Raw genomic sequence first — 17,617 nt, forward strand, 5'->3', positions numbered from 1 at the left:
GGTTGATGTCATGCGCAACGCCAATCCTGCCTTCCGGTTCGCTCGGTCACGTTGCCGAAATCACCGGTCACGATCCCGAAACGGCCGGTCACGTTCGGCCGAAATACGCACGTCCTTCTTCGACTTCTTCGTTGCTGACCGGGGATCGGCTGAATGCGCTTGTGGACGATGCCAGGGCGCGTGGCCTGACCGTGACGGATAGGCTCGACCGCCTGGCAGTCGAGACGGGGAGCAAGTCTGACGAATAGGAAAAGCATGACTAGAAGGAACTGAATTGCGATTGCCGACAATACTTGAACGTTTTTCGGCGGAGGACCTTGCACGTGGTCGGAAGGTGATCGAACTGAAGCGACACTTCGAGAGCATTGCAAGGCGATGGCACACGCTCAGCCCCGAGGAGCAAGCCCAACTGCGAAAACAGAACGTCGCCCCTCAACAGCTGAGAGATACCAACGCATTTGTGTACGCGTTCGAGCCCGAGTGGTTCATTTTCGCTGCGCTCGGCCTTCAACGATGGCACCACGCCTCGTACGTGGAGACAGACATCAGTGGTATTCGGGTCGTCCCCCCGTGGATTGTGGCCGGAGGCCTGCGCAAAAGAGCGTGGTTCGACCTGGACTTCTCGACGTTCCTGAACCTCGTTCCCAGCTTAGACGCAGCTACTCTGGAGGGAGACGATGGCCACGGTTCGACTACCTCGTGGCTTAAACCGTTTCCGCTGTTGTGGGCTAAGGAAGGGAAGAATCGCATCCAGTGCTATCAGGACACAGAAACAACGCTGCTAACAGATACTCGCACCTGTGATGCCTTGCCGGCCAGTCTACTGCGACTGTATCGCTCAGTGGTCAGCAGTTCCGTCTGGATTTTGCGCTATGTCGGCGGAGACCCGTTTTGGGACCGCAAAGTGGCGGATATGGAAACGGCCATGCGGAGCGGTCGCCCGTTCCGATCTATCCTACCTTTCCCCGAAGTTGGCGTGCCATTGCTCCTGAACTATGGAGTGAAGGTGGATCGCGGGTGGGATCTGCCTTGGCGAATTGGTGAGGCAGCCAAGCAAGAAGAGAGCAGGCGCGTGCGCGCACACGGATGGATTTAGTAGGAGGGCCGGGCTGAGAGAAAGGCGGCGATAGCATACCTCCGCTGGCCGTTTAACCAGACTGTGTTGGGTGCCAGCCGTGACGTAAGCGCGCCCGTAGAGAGCAGGTGGAATGCGACGTTTCGACACATTATTCCGACCTACGCACCGCATTTAACATAAATTGCGTTCTTATCGGCACATGTGCGAAAGCGATGCCGGACCGTGCCGGCCATGATCGCCGAGCGCTGCGGCCTGCTTCGACGGTGGCCTGCATGCGTCCCCTGCACAAGGAGGTTCGCGTCGCGCTCGACGAGACCGGTGCGGCCGGGCAGCGCGGCCCTAGGCAAGCGACGGCGGTGCCGGTATCAGCGGTCGGCACAGGGAAGATGAGAGGGATGGAGGCATTGCTCGCGCAGCAGATGCGCGCGCCAACATGATGCATGCCGATGCTGCCGGCTTGCCGCAGACGATGATCTACTCCGGCGTTCACGAAATTCTCTGCGGCGACGCGATCGACTCCGCCAAACGGGCCCGCGAGGCAGAGGCAGAGGCAAAGGCAAAGGCAAAGACGAGCTACGCGCTCTCGCACACAGTCAGCGAGCTTGCCCTGGTCACCGGCGGATCACGAGGTCTCGGCGCCGCCACCACGGTAGCCCTTGCGGAATAAGGCGCGGATGTTGCGATCCGCTACTTCGCGTCGGCCGCGAAGGCGGAAGCCGTGGTATTCAACCTCAGGGTGAAAGGCGTCCGTGCTATCGCCATTTACGCCGCTCAGGGAGATCCCGCACCTGCCGAACCGCTGATTGCGAAGATCGTCGAGCAGGTCGGCAAGCGGGACAATCTCGTCAACAATGCAGCCATCGCGCTGCAGGACAAGACCATCGATGACCCGGAGATCGACAACGTCGCAATGGATGGGCAGTGGGCGATCAACACGGCGTGATCGCAGCCATCCGCGCGGCGATAAAAATGTTCCCCGAAGAGGGCAGGATCATCTCGGTCGCTCCTGCGTCGGCACGCGCATGCCTTTCCCGGGCTCATTGAGCGCGACCCGCGCGCCCTCGCATCGCATTGAGACCCTGCGCGGCTGACGCTACGTATAAAGCGAGCGAGATTTGAGGAAGTGAGCCACGCCGATTAATGTTCTGCCGTCAGCGGCGAGGGGAGCGGAGCCTAATGGTGGCAGTCCGACAGCAGACGTTTCGAGCGCTATCGCACAGAAACCCATCTTTCGAAAGTCTATTCTTCGCCGCAGGCGGACGCCCAGGAGGAAGGGTTGGATGCTACAGACATCTGGTGCCGGTGCTCATAACGGTTACCCAGTCCCATGTTCCAGGATACGAGATGTTGCATTCTTACTTTTTTGATTCCGCCGCGAGCCACAGTGACAGCCCAGCGTTATGGGTAAAGGACCGTCTATACAGTTACGGCGAGATTGAAACCCGGGCACGTCGTATCTCTGCAGGTCTTACCGCAATTGCGCGGAACAAGGACATTGGACGATGTCTGCTGTTTGGATATCGTAGCGTCGAAGCCTATGCCGGCCTGCTGGGAATTCTCGATGCAGGGATGGCCTATGTGCCTCTCAATCCGAAGATGCCGGCTTCACGTAGGGCGACGATCATCGCGCAGTCTGGTGCGTCGTTGATGCTCGTTGATCGTCGTTGCGCTAGCGGGCTGGAGGAAGTGCTGTCATTGCTTGACGAGCCTCCGCAAATTTTTCTGCTTGACGAGGACGCGCCCGGTTCGCACCTGCCTTCCTTAGCGTCCACCGTGTCTACGCTGCCTGTCGCGCCCTATGTGCGACGGCAAGGTGCCAAGGGCGACGTCGCTTACATACTCTTCACCTCGGGATCGACAGGGACGCCGAAGGGCGTGCCTATTACGCATTCGAATGCCGAGGCGTATATGAAAGGGCAATTGCAACTGCATGAGCGAACGAGCAATGCACGTCATATCCAGCTCTGTGAGTTGAGCTTCGATCCATCCGTGCATGACATGTTCGTATGTTGGGCGAATGGCGGCTGCCTGTACGTGCCAGAAACTGTCGATCCTGTCTATAACGCCGACTTTATTAGGCGTCATGACATTACGCATTGGAGTAGTGTCCCGTCCGTGGTCGGCTTCATGCAGCAAATGCGCAAGCTGACACCGGGTGCCTTCCCGAGTCTTCGAGTCTCGATGTTTGGCGGTGAGCAGCTGCCTCGCTCTCTGGCGTTGGCGTGGACGCGTGCCGCACCGAATAGCAGGCTGTTCAATATGTACGGGCCGACGGAAGGGACCATCGCTTCGACTTGCTTCGAAGTCAGCGCGGAATTTCTCGACAATCCGCAGCACGCGGTCATCCCGCTCGGGGGGGCACTCCCGGGGGTAGAGTTGATAGTCGTTGACGCAGACCTCAGACCTGTCGCCGCCGAGCAGACGGGTGAGTTGCTGATCGCGGGCCCACAGATCGCCGGGGGCTATTTGTCAGCGGACTGCCAATCTGGCAAGGACAGGTTCGTCTCGAAGAGTTATCCGGGCCGTCATGCGCACCGCTGGTATCGGACCGGTGACATCGTGCGAACGACGGAAGAGCATGGGATTGTATTTCACGGGCGCGTGGATACGCAGGTCAAGATTCGAGGTAACCGTGTCGAACTGGAGGAAGTCGAGCATATCGTCCACGCGAGCAGCGGTGCCGCGCTCTGCGCGGTGATTCCATGGCCCCTCGATGAGGTGGGGCGGGCGGCTGGGCTTGTAGCCTTCGTGACAAATCCTCGAGTAGACATCGAGGCGGTCTTACATGCGTGTCGGCAGTGCTTGCCCGACTACGCGGCGCCCCAGCGGGTTGTGTCCCTCGACGCGATGCCGCTTAACGCGAATGGAAAAATTGACAGGAAAGCGCTAGCGGAGCAGTGCGCGCGCACCAAAATTCCTGCCTGAGGTTGACACCATCCCGAGCAGTACTAATCAGCCAACGCTACGTGGGCGTAGATTGGCTATTCCAGTTGGGAGGGAGTCATTGAAAGCCGCTCTGCGTAATATCATCTCGGAAAATGCATGCCTCCATGTCCCGGTCGAAACATTGGCCGATAGCGATAGCTTGTACGACGCTGGCTTGTCCTCCCTCGGTACGGTCCGTGTCCTGTTGGCGGTTGAAGATGCCTTTGGCATAGAAATACCTGGAGAGTTGATATCGTTCGACTTGTTTCGCTGTATCGATTCGCTGGAAAGGTTTCTCGCCCCCCTCATGCCGAACGATTGCCTGGCGGGCGCTGTGTCTCACCGTAAGGAACACCAATGACTGGCAAGCCTACGATGAGACCGGTCACCTTCAGTGGCTGTTTTGGGTGGCTTCATTTACCTGCGGGCGGCCAGGCTGCCACGGGCCTGGTGCTGTGCAACCCGTTCGGCAATGAGGCGCTATCTGTGCACCGCGGATGGCGCGACTTCGCGGAATCGGTAACGGTAGCCTGTGGTATGCCTGTCCTGCGCTTCGATTATCCGGGGACGGGCGACTCCGAGGGCGACGAGGAGGACCCGGAACGCTTTCGCGCATGGGTTGACAGCATCATAGCTGCGGCGGAGTACCTGCGGACCGCTACCGGTGTAACACGGCTCGCGCTCTGCGGCTTACGTCTAGGTGCGACCTTAGCAGTAGTGGCCGCCGAGCAGCTTGCCAATGTCGACAGTGTGATATTGATGGCGCCGGTCATCTCTGGCAAGCGCTACATCCGCGAACTGCGCATGCAGCATCAAAGCTGCCTCAAGGCCTTGGCTGGCCAGGATGCAATGCAGTCGCGGGAGGAAGTGCCGGGAGTGGGCGCGTTAGGGTTCAATCTGTATGCCGACACGCTTGAGCAGCTCGGTTCAATCGACCTCACAGAGCGCCAGCGGTCTCCCGCGCCCCGCGTGCTCTTGCATGATATTTCCGTCAGCGAGTCTGTGGACAGGCTCGTCCAATACTACCGGGGGCACGGTGCGAGCGCAGACGTGCAGATATTTCCAGAATACGATCGTTTTCTCCTGCCGGACCCGACGTTCTGCGTGCCGCCGCGACTGGCCTTCGATAGCGTGCTTGAGTGGCTCGGCTCTCAGCGCGGCACGACGGCGGCGCCTTCCGTCGAAATTCTGCAACCGCCGGCGGATACAAGGATCGACTTCGCGGCGGGTCATGAAGTACCTGTCGTGTTCGGAAACGGACGCTATGTCGGTGTCATTTGCAAACCCCGCAATCCAAACGAGCATGCCCCAGCTGTATTGATCATGAACACAGCGGGCGTTCATCGCGTTGGCTGCGCAAGGCATTCCGTGTTGATGGCTCGGAGGCTTGCGGCACAGGGAATCACCTCATTACGTATGGACTTGGGCGGCGTTGGGGACAGCTTGAATCACGACGATTCGCCGACCATCGAGGCTGTATATGCCCGTCATGCTGTCGCAGACGCGATAGCAGCAGTGGAATGGCTGATCGCGGCTCGACATCCGGGGATTGTCATGTTCGGCGTCTGCGCGGGCGCATACGTCAGCGTTCATACAACGCTAAAGCATCCAAATGTGGTTGGCTGCATGTCTATCAACCTGCCGTTCTTCTTTTGGGGTGCGCCCACGACGAACCCGCGTGCCCCCAGTCAGGTGTACATGCGGTCCGTCTGGAATCCCCATAAATGGCTTCTACTGTTGACTGGCCGCTCGGATCTGCGCAGGATCGCAGTGAGTCTGATACGTCGATGGTACGAGCGCTCTGCTGTCCGCCGACTCCTCGTGGACCTCGAGCGGAGGGACGTACGAACTTCACTGGTGTACGGTCCGCTAGATGCGGGGCTCGACGAACTCCCGAAAGCTAGTTATCTCGGAAAGTTCAAGAACGTCACGGTGACCGTACTGGAGCAGTTGGACCACTCGCTATATTCAAGAACCGCACGCGACGTTGTATCAAACTATGTCGAGGCATTCTTGCATGAGAGGACTTTTTTGGCCGGGCGAGCCAACGTCCCAGGCCACCAAAGCGGCCGCAGGGACTATCGCAACGAGAAGGCCGGCTGGCGGACCACAAGCGCACCTGGCGCCCGTGTAGCAAGGCCGGACTGAGCGGGCGCCGGCGGCATAGGGAAAACAGTCAGGGCCATCTAGCTCTCCTTCAGGAATTCTGTTGCTCGCGTCTCCAAGTCGGCTCCCTAGCATCGTCCAAGACCGACCGCGCATCTGATACGCCGGCATTGGCCTCCACGTCAACGCGCGGCGTGTTCCGCGTCGCAATCCAGTAGAGCATGGAGCTCAACGCCGCAGCAGCCGTGCCCACGATGGCGAGCGCCGTGGCTAGTCCGTTCTGCGGATCAGCCATTCGCTCATTGATCCAGCCCACCGCGAACGGACCCACGCCACCGCTGATGGCATTGGTGAGAAAAACGAGCAACGCGATGGAACGGCCGCGCATCCGGTTGGGAATGGCAATCTGCAGTGGCACCGGCGCGAGCGCCATCACGACGCTGGCGGCGAACGCGCAGACCCCGTACATGGCGAGGGCAAGCATCGCCGAGGGGGCCAGCGGCGCGATGCACGCGGCCGGAACGAGCGCGGTGGCGGCGCACGCGGCGATGCGCAGCACCTTGCGCAGGGCTCCGCGGTCGGTGACCTTTCCCACGAGCAGCGTGGCAGTGATCACGCCCGCCATCCCGCCGAGCATATACATCGGCCCGGCAAGCTTTCCCACTTCGCTCGCACTGAGACCGAACCGTCGAATGACCATCGTGGGAAACCACGCGGCGTGCGAATAGAACAGCAGGATCAGCGCCACATAACCGAAGAAGTAGGGCAGGCAGAAGCGGTTGCGCACGAATAGTTCTCTCAACACCTCACGTAGCGGCGGCGCATCGCCGGCACCTTTCGCATTGCGCGTGCCCTGCCGCGCGGGCTCCTTGATCGTCAGCGCCACGAGCGCGGCAAGCGCGATGCCCGGGAGTCCGACAGTAAAGAACACCATCTGCCAGGGGTGGAGGTCATGCGCGGACAACCACGCTGCCATCGCAGGTTGCTCCATCCATCCGAGCAACGCTCCCCCGCCGAGTAGCGCGACACCGCCCCCTGCATACGGGCCGAGCATGAACGCGCCGCTTGCACGCGCAACTTTGCGAGGGGGGAAGAGGTCGCTGAAGATCGACAACGCGGCAGGACTCAGCGCCGCCTCGGCGATGGCCGTTCCCGCGCGCCAGAGCAGTAGTTCCCAGAACGTCGTGGCGGTGCCGCACATCGCGGTCGAGATGGCCCAGATGGCCACGCAGGCCGCGCTGAGCAGGACGCGATTGGACCGGTCGACAAGCCGCGCCACGAAGACGCCCGCCGTTGCGTAGCACATCGTGAAGGTGATGCCTTGCAGCAGGCCGATCTGCATATCGCTCAGCGAGAGCGACGCCTTGAGCGGCTGAACCAGAATGCTGACCACCTGGCGGTCGATGTATGAAAACGCGAAGCACAGAAAAAACATCCCGACGATGTACGCATGGGACAAAGCGCCATGCGACGTAGCTTCGGTGGAAGGAGTTTGATTGTTCGGCATGTCGTTTGCGGGGGGATGGGTAACGGCAGCGGGATGAATAACGCAATAGGCGGTTGGCTATTGCCAGCGCGCATCGGCCGCCAGCAGGGCAATGCAGTCGCCGGGTTCCACACGTGCAAACGTACGCGCGCAGACCACCATGCCATCGCCGGCGAAATGCAGTTCGCGCGGAGCCTCCCAAGGTGCGTGCGGATCGAAGAGCCGCCCCGCCAGTTGGCCCGCCGCCACGATATCGCCGCGCCGGAAGCAGGGCTCGAACACGCCATGTCGCGGCGCGAAGAGATAGTGACGAGCGCCGTCGACTCGGATCAGCGTGGTGGGGCGCGCCGCCGCCACGGGCCGATCGTCGCGCGTGAGCCCCGTCGCATGAAGGAACCGGCGCAACCCGTCCTCGACGATCTTCACACCGTCGACGCTGCAGGCGGCGCCGCCGCCAAACTCGCCACACAAAAACAGGGTGCCATGGCGCTCCGCCGCCGCGCCATAGGTACGGTCTTCACCAAGCAGATCCATGATCATCGTGTGCGGCGCAGCGAATGCGTCCACCAGTCGGATGTATTCCGAATGTCGTTCCGCATTACCGGGCAGCGCGGCGAGCAGCGTCGGCATATGGTCGAACGATGCGCCACCAGCGTGCAGATCGAACACGATGTCCGCGCGCGGAAACAGCTCAGTATCAACGTAGTGCGCAATCATCGCCGTCAGCGATCCGTTTCGATCGCCGGGGAACATGCGATTCAGATTGCCGCGGTCGATTGGCGAGGTTCGCGAGCCATTGAGGAAGGCGGGGAAGTTCAGCGCGGGGATGACGATCAGGCGGCCATGGATACGCATCGACGGCATGCGTTGGAGCAGTTTCATCAACGCCACCGGCCCCTCGTACTCGTCGCCGTGGTTACCGCCCGTCAGCAGGACCGTGGGACCGTCGCCATGCTTGAGCACGGCAATGGGCGTGGGGATATGGCCGTAGGCCGAGCGATCATGCGAATACGGAATGCGTAACGTGCCCGTCTGGAAGCCCTCGCGGTCATAGTCGATATCCGTGGAAATCAGCGATTTCTGCGATGGCTTGGGGGTGGAGGTGGATGGTTGTGCGTGCATGGGGGATCTCCTTGAAACGGGAACGGGCATGCACAAACTATTGACGATTTGATGAAGGCGGACAATTGCCGTTGATTGCGGCTGCCGATGCCTTTCAGGCATCGCCTCCAACTTTCCCCAACTATTCCGTGCCGGAAATCATCATCGACGAAACTTCACTAGGCTCCGGGGGCGCGCGGTGGCGATACTCATCGTCGTGACACCAAGGATCGAGGAGAGTGAGAGATGAAGCGTCCGACGAAAAACGTCCTGGCCACCGTGGCCACCGTGGCCATCGGCCTGATGGCGCCAGCGCTGTCGGGAATGAGCGTCGCCCATGCCGCGTGGCCAGAGAAGCCTGTCAGGCTGATCGTGCCAACCGCGCCCGGCGGCTCGCCAGACATCGTGGCGAGGCTGTTCGGGGAAGCGCTTTCCCGGCGGCTCGGGCAACCCGTGGTGGTCGAGAATCGGCCGGGAGCAGGCGGCAACATCGGCATCCAGGCGCTGCTGGCCGCACCGGCCGATGGCTATACCGTGGCCTACGGCAACAACGCCACGCTCGCCACGAATCGCTTCCTGTACAGCAAGCTGCCTTACGACCCTGACAAGCTGCTGCCTATCGTCGGGCTCGTGACGACCTTCAGCATTCTCGCTGTCAATCCGTCGCTGCCAGTCAAGTCGGTTCAGGAGCTGGTTAGCTATGCGCGCGCGAATCCCGGCAAGTTGTCGATGGGATCGGCGGGCAACGGCACCACGAGCCATCTGGGCGGGGAATTGTTCAAGGTCATGACGCAGGTCGACGTCACGCATGTCCCGTACAAGGGAAGCACGCCAGCCTTGCAGGACCTCGTCGGCAACAGCGTTCAGCTGATGTTCGATAACGTGCCCTCGATCGGCCCCTATGTGTCGTCGCATCGGGTGCGGGCGCTGGCCGTGACGTCGCGCAATCGCTCGCCCCGTTATCCCGATCTTCCGACGCTGTCGGAAGGGGGGCTCAAGGGCTATGAGGTGACAGCGTGGGCCGGGTTGGTCGCGTCACCGGGCACGCCTCCGGAGGCGGTAGAGCGGCTGAACAAGGAGGTCAACACGATCCTGCGCGATCCGGAATTCCGCGCGCAGCTGGACCGGTTGTCGTTCGAGCCGCTGGGCGGAACCGCGCGCGACTTTCAGGCGCTCATCGCCGCCGAAACGGTGAAATTCGGCGAACTCGTGCGCAAGAGCGGCGCCAAAGTGGATTGAGGCACAGTATGACCATTCAATTCGACACGATCATTCGCAACGGCGACCTCATCGACGGTACGGGCGCGCCGCGGCGATCCGCCGACATTGCAATCCGCGATGGAGAAATCGTCGCGATCGGCGACCTGCGCGATGCACGGGCTGTCACCGATATCGATGCTACCGGGCTGGCCGTAGCGCCCGGCTTCATCGATACGCACACGCACGACGACTTCCTGGTGTTCCAGTCGCCCGAGATGCTGCCGAAGGTAACGCAGGGCGTGACTACAATCATCGCGGGCAATTGCGGCATCAGCCTGTTCCCGCTCGTGACAGAGACGATCCCACCGGCGCCCCTCGATATCCTGCGCGGCGGCTACCGGTTCGAATCCGTGCAGGCCTACCGGGACACGTTCGCCGCGAGTCCCGCAGCGGTCAACGTGGCGGTGCTGGTCGGGCAGTCCACGCTGCGCGCGCGGCATGTCGGCCAATTGGGCGCGGCTGCGAGCGACGCCGAGATCGAACGCATGCGGGAGGATGTGGAAACCGCATTGCAGCAGGGCGCCATCGGCGTGTCGACCGGCACGTTCTATCCGCCATCCGCCGCCGCGCCCGAGGACGAGATCGTGCGCATGTGCGAACCGATGCGGCGGCTCGGCGGGGTACTGGTGTCGCACATGCGGGACGAGAGCGATCGCGTACGCGAGTCGATCGACGAAACGGCGCGTATCGGCAAGGCGCTGGGCGTGTCCACGGTCATCTCGCACCACAAGCTCGTGGGCAAGCAGAATCATGGTCGTAGCCGCGAAACGCTTGCGCAGGTGAACGCGCTTGCGCAGACCATGCCGCTGTGCATGGACTGCTACCCGTACGCGGCCTCGTCGACGATGCTGCGTCCCGAGCGCGTAGACCAGTGCGACCGCATCCTGATCACCTGGTCGGCCACGCACCCCGATGTGGCCGGCCGCTATCTGGAAGAGATTGCCGAGTCATGGGGACGCACGCGCCGCGAGGTGGCGGAGTCGCTGGTGCCCGGTGGCGCGGTGTACTTCATCATGGACGAGGGCGATGTTCGCGACATTCTTGCCTATCCGGACACGATGGTGGGCTCTGACGGCATTCCTTCGGACGAGACGCCACACCCGCGTCTCTGGGGAACGTTTCCGCGCGTGCTCGGTTTGTACTCGCGGGATCTGGGCCTGTTTCCGCTGGAGCGCGCTGTCCACAAGATGACGGGGCTCGCCGCGCTGCGCTTCGGACTGGAACGCCGCGGGGAATTGCGCGTGGGGCACGTGGCTGACATCACCGTGTTCGACCCCGCGACGATCCAGGATCGCGCCACGTTCGACGATCCGGTGCAGCCGTCCGTTGGCGTTACCCATGTGCTCGTCGCCGGCGAGGCGACGTTGCGCGATGGCGCGCCCACGGGGAATCGCCCCGGACGCTTCGTCGGATCGACGCTTGTGAAGAGCGATGCGGTCAAGGCGCCGACAACTCCTCGGAACGTTGTTCGCGCAGCCATGCAATGAATGTATGCATCGCGGGGTGGGTCAGCTTCTCTTCGAGGCAGACGAAGTAGTACGACTTCGGCGACACGTAAGCGGTGGTCGACAGGCGAATCAAGCGTCCCGCGCGAATATCCTCGCCCGTCACGAAGTCGGGCAACAGCGCGACGCCCATGCCGCCCAGCGCAGCCTGCAGGCCCATGGTCAGCAGGCCGTAGCGTGGTCCGTCGCGCTCGGGTTGCCGGATGCCTTGCTGCTTCAGGTAGGAGGGCCAGGCTTCGAGTGCCGCCATCTGATGCAACAGCGGCAGGCGCTTCTTCGTGGCCGTCGCCAGCGTCGCCTCGGCAGGTAGCAACTCCGGCGCGCAGACCGGAAAGAGCTCGAGCGGCATGACCTTCATCGAGTAATGATGCGGCGGCGGGGCAGAGCAGTACATGATCGCGGCATCCTGCTGGGCGTTCTCCAGATCGATGGGTCCGACCTTCGTCGTCACGTTGAGTTGGATCTGCGGCTGTTCTTTTGCGAACCGGAGCAGTCGCGGCAGCAGCCAGATGTTGCCGAGCGATACCGGCACGGAGATATCGAGCCTCCCTCCGGCGGCCCATCCGGATTGCACCTCGCGGGTAGCCTCCTCCAGCATCGCCAACGCCTTGCGCACGGTCTTCAGGTACTCCTCGCCGATTTGTGTGGCGGCCATTGCGCCCTTGCGGCGATTCAGCAATCGCGCGCCGAGGAAGTCCTCGAGCTCCGTGATCTGCTTGCTGACGGCGCCTTGCGTCAGGCAAAGCTCCTCGGACGCGCCCGTCACGCTGCCCAGGCGGGCAGTGGTCTCCAGGGCGACGAGATTGGCCAGCGCGGGCAGGTGGCGTCCAGTAGTGCTTTTCATGGGAGTCGGGTGGCGGCAGTCGCTTTGGCGGGAAGATACAACGTTTCTGCCTGCTTGCACCATGGCGTGACGGTATCATCGCCAGACGATCGCTCCGTTCGGGAACATCATGGAACTTCGGCATCTTCGTTATTTCAGCGCCGTCGCGGAACTGCGCAGCGTGCGCGCTGCATCGGAACAGCTGCACGTGACGCAGCCCGCGATCTCGCGGCAGATCCAGGATCTCGAAGAGTCGATAGGCGCCGCGCTGTTCGAGCGCACCCCACGCGGCCTCAAGCTGACGCCGGCGGGGCAGGCGTACCTCGAGGAGACGCGGGAGATCCTTGCACGCGTCGATGCGGCCAATCGCCTCGCGCGCAGGATCGCGGAAGGCGTGCAGGGCCATCTGCGTATCGGCTTCGTGGAGAACGCGGCCTGGAGTGGCATCGTCTCGGACGCGCTTCATGCGTTCGAACAAGCGGCGCCGGATATCGCCCTCGAGCTCACGCCGATGAACACACCGGAACAGCTGGAGGCGATCTTGGCGGGACGCCTCGATGGAGGCTTCTGCTATCGCTTCGGCACGCTGCCGGAAGGCATCGCGAGCGTTCGCATCCTCGAGCAGAACGTCGTGCTGGCCGTGCCGGCGGCGTGGCCGCTCGCGAGCCTGGACTCCGTCGCCGCAGCCGAGCTGGCGGGGAAACCCTTCATCGCATTTCCACGGCGCGTCTATCCCGCGTATTACGACCATCTGCTATCCACGTGCGCGGCGGCCGGCCTTACGCTCGATATCCGCCAGGAAGCCTCGACGGAGACTGCGATCCTGTCACTCGTGTCGGCGGGCATGGGCGCCGCCATCGTCAACAGCGCCAATCGTGACCGTCCGCCGGCACGCGTGCGCTTCGTGGCGTTGCGTGATCTGTCAGTACCGTTGCCGCTCGAATTCTGCTTTGCCGCTGCGGAGACGAACGCCGCGCTGAAGCGATTCGCCGCGCAGTTCGGCTAGCCTACTAGCCTGTTAGGCATCACCGTCCGGACTGAAAGGCATTGGTAGCGAGCGGCGTCCTGCACGATAGTGAAGGCATGTTTGTCGCTGCCGAGACGCCGCGAGCGTCCATATGTCCATGATGGCCCTTCCACATGTCCACCGAGTGGGCGCCGCAACCATTACCCGCATTGACGAGACGGTCTTTCCGCTGGCCCCTGAACGCCTGTTCCCGGCATGGACCGAGGACCACGGACGCGCGCTGGGGGAGCGCTTCGCCGCCGAAAGCCTCGACCTCACCCTTCGACGCGTACCGCTGAAAACGCACCTGTGGCTCGTCGAGATCGACGGGCACACGATCGTCATCGATACCGGCATCGGGAACGGCAAGTCGCGCCCGTTCAGCGCGCTGTTCGATTGCCTCGACAACCCAGTGCTCGAGCGCCTCGATGCGGCGGGCTTTCGTACGGAGCAGGTCGATTACGTGCTGCTGACTCATCTGCACGTCGACCACGTGGGTTGGAACACGCATCGCCGGGAGGGCAAGTGGGTGCCGCTGTTCGAGCATGCCACGTATGTATTCGGCGAACGTGAGCGCGACTTCTTCGCGACCCCCGAGGGCGTGCCGCGCCGCATGGTGTTCGAGGACAGTGTCGCCCCGGTCATCAGCGCAGGGCAGGCGAGCACGGTGCCCGATGCGGGCGCGGAAATTCTGGACGGGATCCGGTTCATCCCGACGTTCGGTCACAGTGCCGGGCACATGACGATCGAGATCCGCTCGCGCGGCGAAACGGCGCTGTTCTCGGGGGATGTCATGCACAGTGCGGTGCAGGTGCACCATCCTCACTGGAACTCGATGTTCTGCCAGCATCCGGAGCAGGCCCGCGCCTCCCGCCTCGCTTTGCTCGAGCGCGCTGCGGACACGGGAGCCACCGTGTTCGCCGCGCATTTCGCAGAGACGTCGGCCGGCGTCGTCACACGCGCCGGCGACAGATTCGAGTGGACCTACGCGCGGCCCTTGTCGGCCTGAGTCCCGAGTCCCATCTTCTCCAGCGTCAGCGTCTCGTCGGCGCGCCCCCAGCCGCAGTCCGGGACTTCCTCGACGAGCACCATTGAATAGGGGCGGACGCCCTCACCGAAATACTCGACGAACATCGCCGTGGTGCGGTGAAACCGCGGTTTCTCGGCGTTGCGGGTCTGGAGTCACGCAGACCCATCGTGCTCAGCTGCGCCCCGTCCACGCGGTTGACCTGCTGCGGCATGTCGACCGATGGCACCCAGATGAGTGAACCCGAACCCGGCCGAATACTTCAGGCCATAGCCGAGCGCGCGGTCGAAGCCGATGTGCGCGGTCCAGATGATGCCTCCAACAATCGCGGCCGGCATCGACAGGGTAATTCCAGCTGTCAACACCGCCAAGGGACCGAGGAGCGAGTGCGCAAGGTTGTAGACGATCGCGCCCACCCCGGGGCCGGCCAGGTAGCCGAGGAAAGAGAGGTCCGGCACAAAAAAGAGCAGGCCAAACGTCCCCCAACCGACGCCGAACTTTGCATAGGCCAGCAAACTGGCAGCCAGAATGGCCAGCCCTTCGAGACGCAGGAGAACGCGAACGCCGCCCGATACCGCAGTTGTCATGACAAGATCCTCAGGCCACGCAGAGTGCGTGTATGCCGTCAGGTTAGCGCCGAATGAAAATCGCCGTTATCGCACTTGCCATGCAGAAGGCAGCAACGACCGGAAATATCACCGCGGTCGAGCCCGTATGATCCATCAGTCGGCCCATCATCGGTTCGGCGAGCCCTGCGAACAAATAGCTGACGAAGTTGACACAGCCAGTCGCTGTGCCGGCCAGCTTGCGACCGACGATGTCGGGGCACAGCGCCCAAAACGAAGACGCGGGACCGTACACAAAGAAGCCGCAGGCCATGATCGCCACCAACGCCCACGGACTGCCGTGCGGCAACGCGATCATACCCAAAGCAATGACGGTTGCGATGGCCATGTAGCTCACGATCGACAGATAGCGCTTCGAACCAAACAGTGTGTCCGATAGCCAGCCATTGGTAATCGCGCCAATGGCCATCCCGACCGGCAACGCCAGGGTGATCCACATCGGATCGATGCTGTCGGCGTGGGACTTCCACTGCGGACCGAAAAAGTGCACCGGTATCCAGATGAGGAGCGCATAGCGGGCGGCATTCTGAAAGCCGATCGATAGCGCGGTCACATACAGTCGCCAATGAGATAGCACTGCCTTGTAGCGCGCGGCACTGCTGGCATATTCGCGCTCGGCCATCTCGCCCATCCCGCCGGCTGGTTGCTCTGGCGCATGGCCATCACCCGGGCCTTTCAGGCCGAGATCCTCGGGCCGTTCGCGGACAAAAAAGAACATCACCAGTGCGCCCGCTACCATCAGCATTGGCGCATAGCGAAAGATCTCCCGCCAGCCCAGCCCCAGAAGCTGCAGAATGACGATCGGCAAGACATAGGCAATTACCGACGACAGGCTCGACCCGCCGACGTAAAAGGAATAGACGAAGCCTCGCTTGCCGTGGCCCCACCAGTTCGAGATCAGCCGGCTGCCGGGTGCGAATCCCATCGACTGGAAATAACCATTCATCCCCCAGCAGACGATCAGGGACACCAACCCGCTGGCTTCGCTGGTGGCAAGGTTCGCCAGAAACGAGAGCGCGGCCCCAGCCAGCATCATCACACGCCCCCCGAACTTGTCGCCGAGGTTTCCGTTGATCGATTGCCCGAACGCGTAGGCCCACAGCATCGTCGCGCTGACCCATCCGAGCGCGGACTTCGATAGCCCCAGCTCCGCCTGAATGCCCGGTATCGCGAACCCGAACGTCTGACGGCCGGTGTAGTAGAACAGGTAGCAAAACGTCACGCCAAGCAGTGCGCGCCATTGCCACCTGGCGTACAGGCTGGCGCTTGTTGCCGTCTCCTGCGGCATTGCATTGTGCGGCATCACCTCCGGGGGCCGCTCCCGCTGTTGCAACATGTCCATGGTGTTGTCTCCTGCTTATTTTCTTTTGTGAGGGGCGAGCTGTTCCCGCGTCGCACATGGCGACGCTGCGGGAATGCCAACCGTATGGCGGGCGCCGGGGGAATGGCTCGCCTAGTCGGCGTGATTGAGCGCGAGCGAGAGGACGCTGAAATTGCGCAGGCGGGACGCCGGAAGATTCGCCATCCGGCGATTGAAGAGCAGCGGCACCTTTTGCTCCGACAGGCCGCCGTGCGAGCGCAATGGCACATCGAGACCACTGAGGTCATGACGCGCGGGCGTAGTGCCGATGACGGTCAGCCGATCGCTGACCACGACCAGATCGCCGATGCGGTCGGCTGGCAACTCGAAGCGTTCGCACGCGCTGCGCTTGTCCAGCACAAGCTCGATGCCGGGAAGGGCGGCGATCGCCTGATGCACCGTGCGCTGATCGGTGCCAGCTGGCACATACACGGTTGCGTAGGAACCGAGCGCGCCATGGTGGGCCACGTAGGGGTCGGTAATCGGCAGCAGTACGCGCGTGACATCGGCGCCGAACCGGTCGTCCAGCACCTGCTGCAGGTAGAGAATATTGGCCTTGCCGAGTGCGTCGGTCTTGGCGTTCATGCCATGGTCAGCCGTGACACCGATGACCGCCCCGAGCGCTTCGAGGTCGGACAGGTAACCGTCGATCATGGCGTAGAACGCGTTGGCACCGGGCGTGCCCGGTGCGTGCTTGTGCTGAACGTAGTCGGTGGTGGACAGATACATCAGATCGGGCCGGTCGGATTTGAGAAGCGCAACACCGGCGGCAAACACGAACTCCGAAAGGTCCGCGCTGTAGACCGACGGCAGTGGCAGGCCAACCCGGGCCAGCACATCGTCGATGCCATTCTCTTCCAGCGTTGCCTCGTCAGCTTTCTCGGCGGAAAAACAAATGCCCTGGAGGCCATGGCCAAGCAACGCGCGCAGTTTGTCTTTTGCCGTGACGACGGCCACTTTCGCGCCGGCTTGCGCTGCAGCGGCCAGCACAGTAGGCGCGCGAAGATATCGAGCGTCGTTCATCAGGACTTCTTCGCCAGCTTCCGCGTCGTAGAAGAAATTGCCACAGATGCCATGGACCGAGGGCGGCACGCCGGTCACGATCGATAGGTTGTTCGGGTTGGTGAAAGAGGGCACTACGCAATCGCCGGTCAACACCGTTCCGCGCGACGCCAGGCTGGCAAAGAACGGCGCAACACCGGCTCGGACCGCGAGGTTGATGTACTCCTGCTCGCAGCCGTCGATACAGACGATTACGGTGGGACGGGCGGGCAACTGGTAGGTGTGTCCGTTGACTTCGATGCTGGCGCTCAT

Annotated in this window: 18 protein-coding genes; 11 read left to right on the forward strand and 7 right to left on the reverse strand. The window is 62.4% G+C overall.

From position 1 onward, the window contains the following. The 7 genes from LDO41_RS22170 to LDO41_RS22200 form a co-directional block, all read left to right on the forward strand. On the forward strand, window positions 1–248 hold a 248-nt coding region (locus tag LDO41_RS22170; RefSeq protein WP_223992114.1), incomplete at its 5' end, for a hypothetical protein. A gap of 86 nt (window positions 249–334) precedes the next feature. After that, window positions 335–1,096 carry a hypothetical protein gene (locus tag LDO41_RS22175; RefSeq protein ID WP_223992116.1) on the forward strand — a complete coding sequence of 254 codons (762 nt, stop codon included), beginning with the start codon at window positions 335–337 and terminating at the stop codon, window positions 1,094–1,096. A 415-nt stretch (window positions 1,097–1,511) separates the two neighbouring features. After that, window positions 1,512–1,745 carry a hypothetical protein gene (locus LDO41_RS22180; RefSeq protein WP_223992119.1) on the forward strand — a complete coding sequence of 78 codons (234 nt, stop codon included), beginning with the start codon at window positions 1,512–1,514 and terminating at the stop codon, window positions 1,743–1,745. Between the two features lie 51 nt (window positions 1,746–1,796). Next, the gene (locus LDO41_RS22185) at window positions 1,797–2,021 is read left to right on the forward strand and encodes a hypothetical protein (protein WP_223992121.1); all 225 of its coding nucleotides are present in this window, start codon (window positions 1,797–1,799) and stop codon (window positions 2,019–2,021) included. A 401-nt stretch (window positions 2,022–2,422) separates the two neighbouring features. After that, the gene (locus tag LDO41_RS22190; RefSeq protein WP_223992123.1) at window positions 2,423–4,003 is read left to right on the forward strand and encodes an amino acid adenylation domain-containing protein; all 1,581 of its coding nucleotides are present in this window, start codon (window positions 2,423–2,425) and stop codon (window positions 4,001–4,003) included. Between the two features lie 79 nt (window positions 4,004–4,082). Next, on the forward strand, window positions 4,083–4,364 hold the full coding sequence (locus LDO41_RS22195) for an acyl carrier protein (protein WP_223992125.1): 282 nt from the start codon (window positions 4,083–4,085) through the stop codon (window positions 4,362–4,364). Next, a complete protein-coding gene (locus LDO41_RS22200; protein WP_223992127.1) occupies window positions 4,361–6,151 on the forward strand; it encodes a serine aminopeptidase domain-containing protein in 1,791 nt (596 codons plus the stop codon). The genes LDO41_RS22195 and LDO41_RS22200 overlap by 4 nt, the downstream gene beginning before the upstream one ends. 49 nt (window positions 6,152–6,200) lie before the next feature. On the opposite strand, the gene LDO41_RS22205 is transcribed toward LDO41_RS22200, so the two are convergent. Both LDO41_RS22205 and LDO41_RS22210 read right to left on the reverse strand, forming a co-directional pair. Further along, a complete protein-coding gene (locus tag LDO41_RS22205; RefSeq protein WP_223992129.1) occupies window positions 6,201–7,616 on the reverse strand; it encodes an MFS transporter in 1,416 nt (471 codons plus the stop codon). A gap of 57 nt (window positions 7,617–7,673) precedes the next feature. Then, complete coding sequence (locus tag LDO41_RS22210; protein WP_223992130.1) at window positions 7,674–8,717, reverse strand: succinylglutamate desuccinylase/aspartoacylase family protein; 1,044 nt, start codon at window positions 8,715–8,717, stop codon at window positions 7,674–7,676. Window positions 8,718–8,942: 225 nt separating this feature from the next. Here LDO41_RS22210 and LDO41_RS22215 point away from each other — a divergent pair, with 225 nt between their 5' ends. Continuing rightward, window positions 8,943–9,935, forward strand: coding sequence for a Bug family tripartite tricarboxylate transporter substrate binding protein (locus LDO41_RS22215; RefSeq protein ID WP_223992131.1), 993 nt, complete (start codon window positions 8,943–8,945; stop codon window positions 9,933–9,935). A gap of 14 nt (window positions 9,936–9,949) precedes the next feature. Continuing rightward, a complete protein-coding gene (locus LDO41_RS22220; RefSeq protein ID WP_223992798.1) occupies window positions 9,950–11,443 on the forward strand; it encodes an N-acyl-D-amino-acid deacylase family protein in 1,494 nt (497 codons plus the stop codon). On the opposite strand, the gene LDO41_RS22225 is transcribed toward LDO41_RS22220, so the two are convergent. Further along, window positions 11,394–12,305 carry a LysR substrate-binding domain-containing protein gene (locus tag LDO41_RS22225; protein ID WP_223992132.1) on the reverse strand — a complete coding sequence of 304 codons (912 nt, stop codon included), beginning with the start codon at window positions 12,303–12,305 and terminating at the stop codon, window positions 11,394–11,396. The genes LDO41_RS22220 and LDO41_RS22225 overlap by 50 nt on opposite strands. Window positions 12,306–12,414: 109 nt before the next feature. Here LDO41_RS22225 and LDO41_RS22230 point away from each other — a divergent pair, with 109 nt between their 5' ends. Together LDO41_RS22230 and LDO41_RS22235 are read left to right on the forward strand one after the other, a co-directional pair. Beyond that, window positions 12,415–13,290 carry a LysR family transcriptional regulator gene (locus LDO41_RS22230; protein ID WP_223992133.1) on the forward strand — a complete coding sequence of 292 codons (876 nt, stop codon included), beginning with the start codon at window positions 12,415–12,417 and terminating at the stop codon, window positions 13,288–13,290. A 118-nt stretch (window positions 13,291–13,408) separates the two neighbouring features. Next, window positions 13,409–14,299 (forward strand): MBL fold metallo-hydrolase, encoded by an 891-nt coding sequence (locus tag LDO41_RS22235; protein WP_377742791.1) that lies wholly within the window; start codon window positions 13,409–13,411, stop codon window positions 14,297–14,299. Here LDO41_RS22235 and LDO41_RS22240 read toward each other — a convergent pair. From LDO41_RS22240 to phnA, 4 genes are all read right to left on the reverse strand, one after another. Further along, window positions 14,275–14,424 carry a hypothetical protein gene (locus tag LDO41_RS22240; protein ID WP_223992135.1) on the reverse strand — a complete coding sequence of 50 codons (150 nt, stop codon included), beginning with the start codon at window positions 14,422–14,424 and terminating at the stop codon, window positions 14,275–14,277. The two genes, LDO41_RS22235 and LDO41_RS22240, sit on opposite strands and share 25 nt — an antisense overlap. 48 nt (window positions 14,425–14,472) lie before the next feature. Beyond that, the gene (locus LDO41_RS22245; protein WP_223992136.1) at window positions 14,473–14,904 is read right to left on the reverse strand and encodes a DUF4260 domain-containing protein; all 432 of its coding nucleotides are present in this window, start codon (window positions 14,902–14,904) and stop codon (window positions 14,473–14,475) included. Between the two features lie 43 nt (window positions 14,905–14,947). Continuing rightward, window positions 14,948–16,231, reverse strand: a complete 1,284-nt coding sequence (locus LDO41_RS22250) for an MFS transporter (RefSeq protein ID WP_377742787.1) — start codon at window positions 16,229–16,231, stop codon at window positions 14,948–14,950. Between the two features lie 165 nt (window positions 16,232–16,396). Beyond that, complete coding sequence (gene phnA / locus LDO41_RS22255) at window positions 16,397–17,617, reverse strand: phosphonoacetate hydrolase (RefSeq protein ID WP_223992138.1); 1,221 nt, start codon at window positions 17,615–17,617, stop codon at window positions 16,397–16,399.

It is taken from the genome of Cupriavidus pampae (assembly GCF_914271485.1).
GTDB lineage: Bacteria > Pseudomonadota > Gammaproteobacteria > Burkholderiales > Burkholderiaceae > Cupriavidus > Cupriavidus pampae.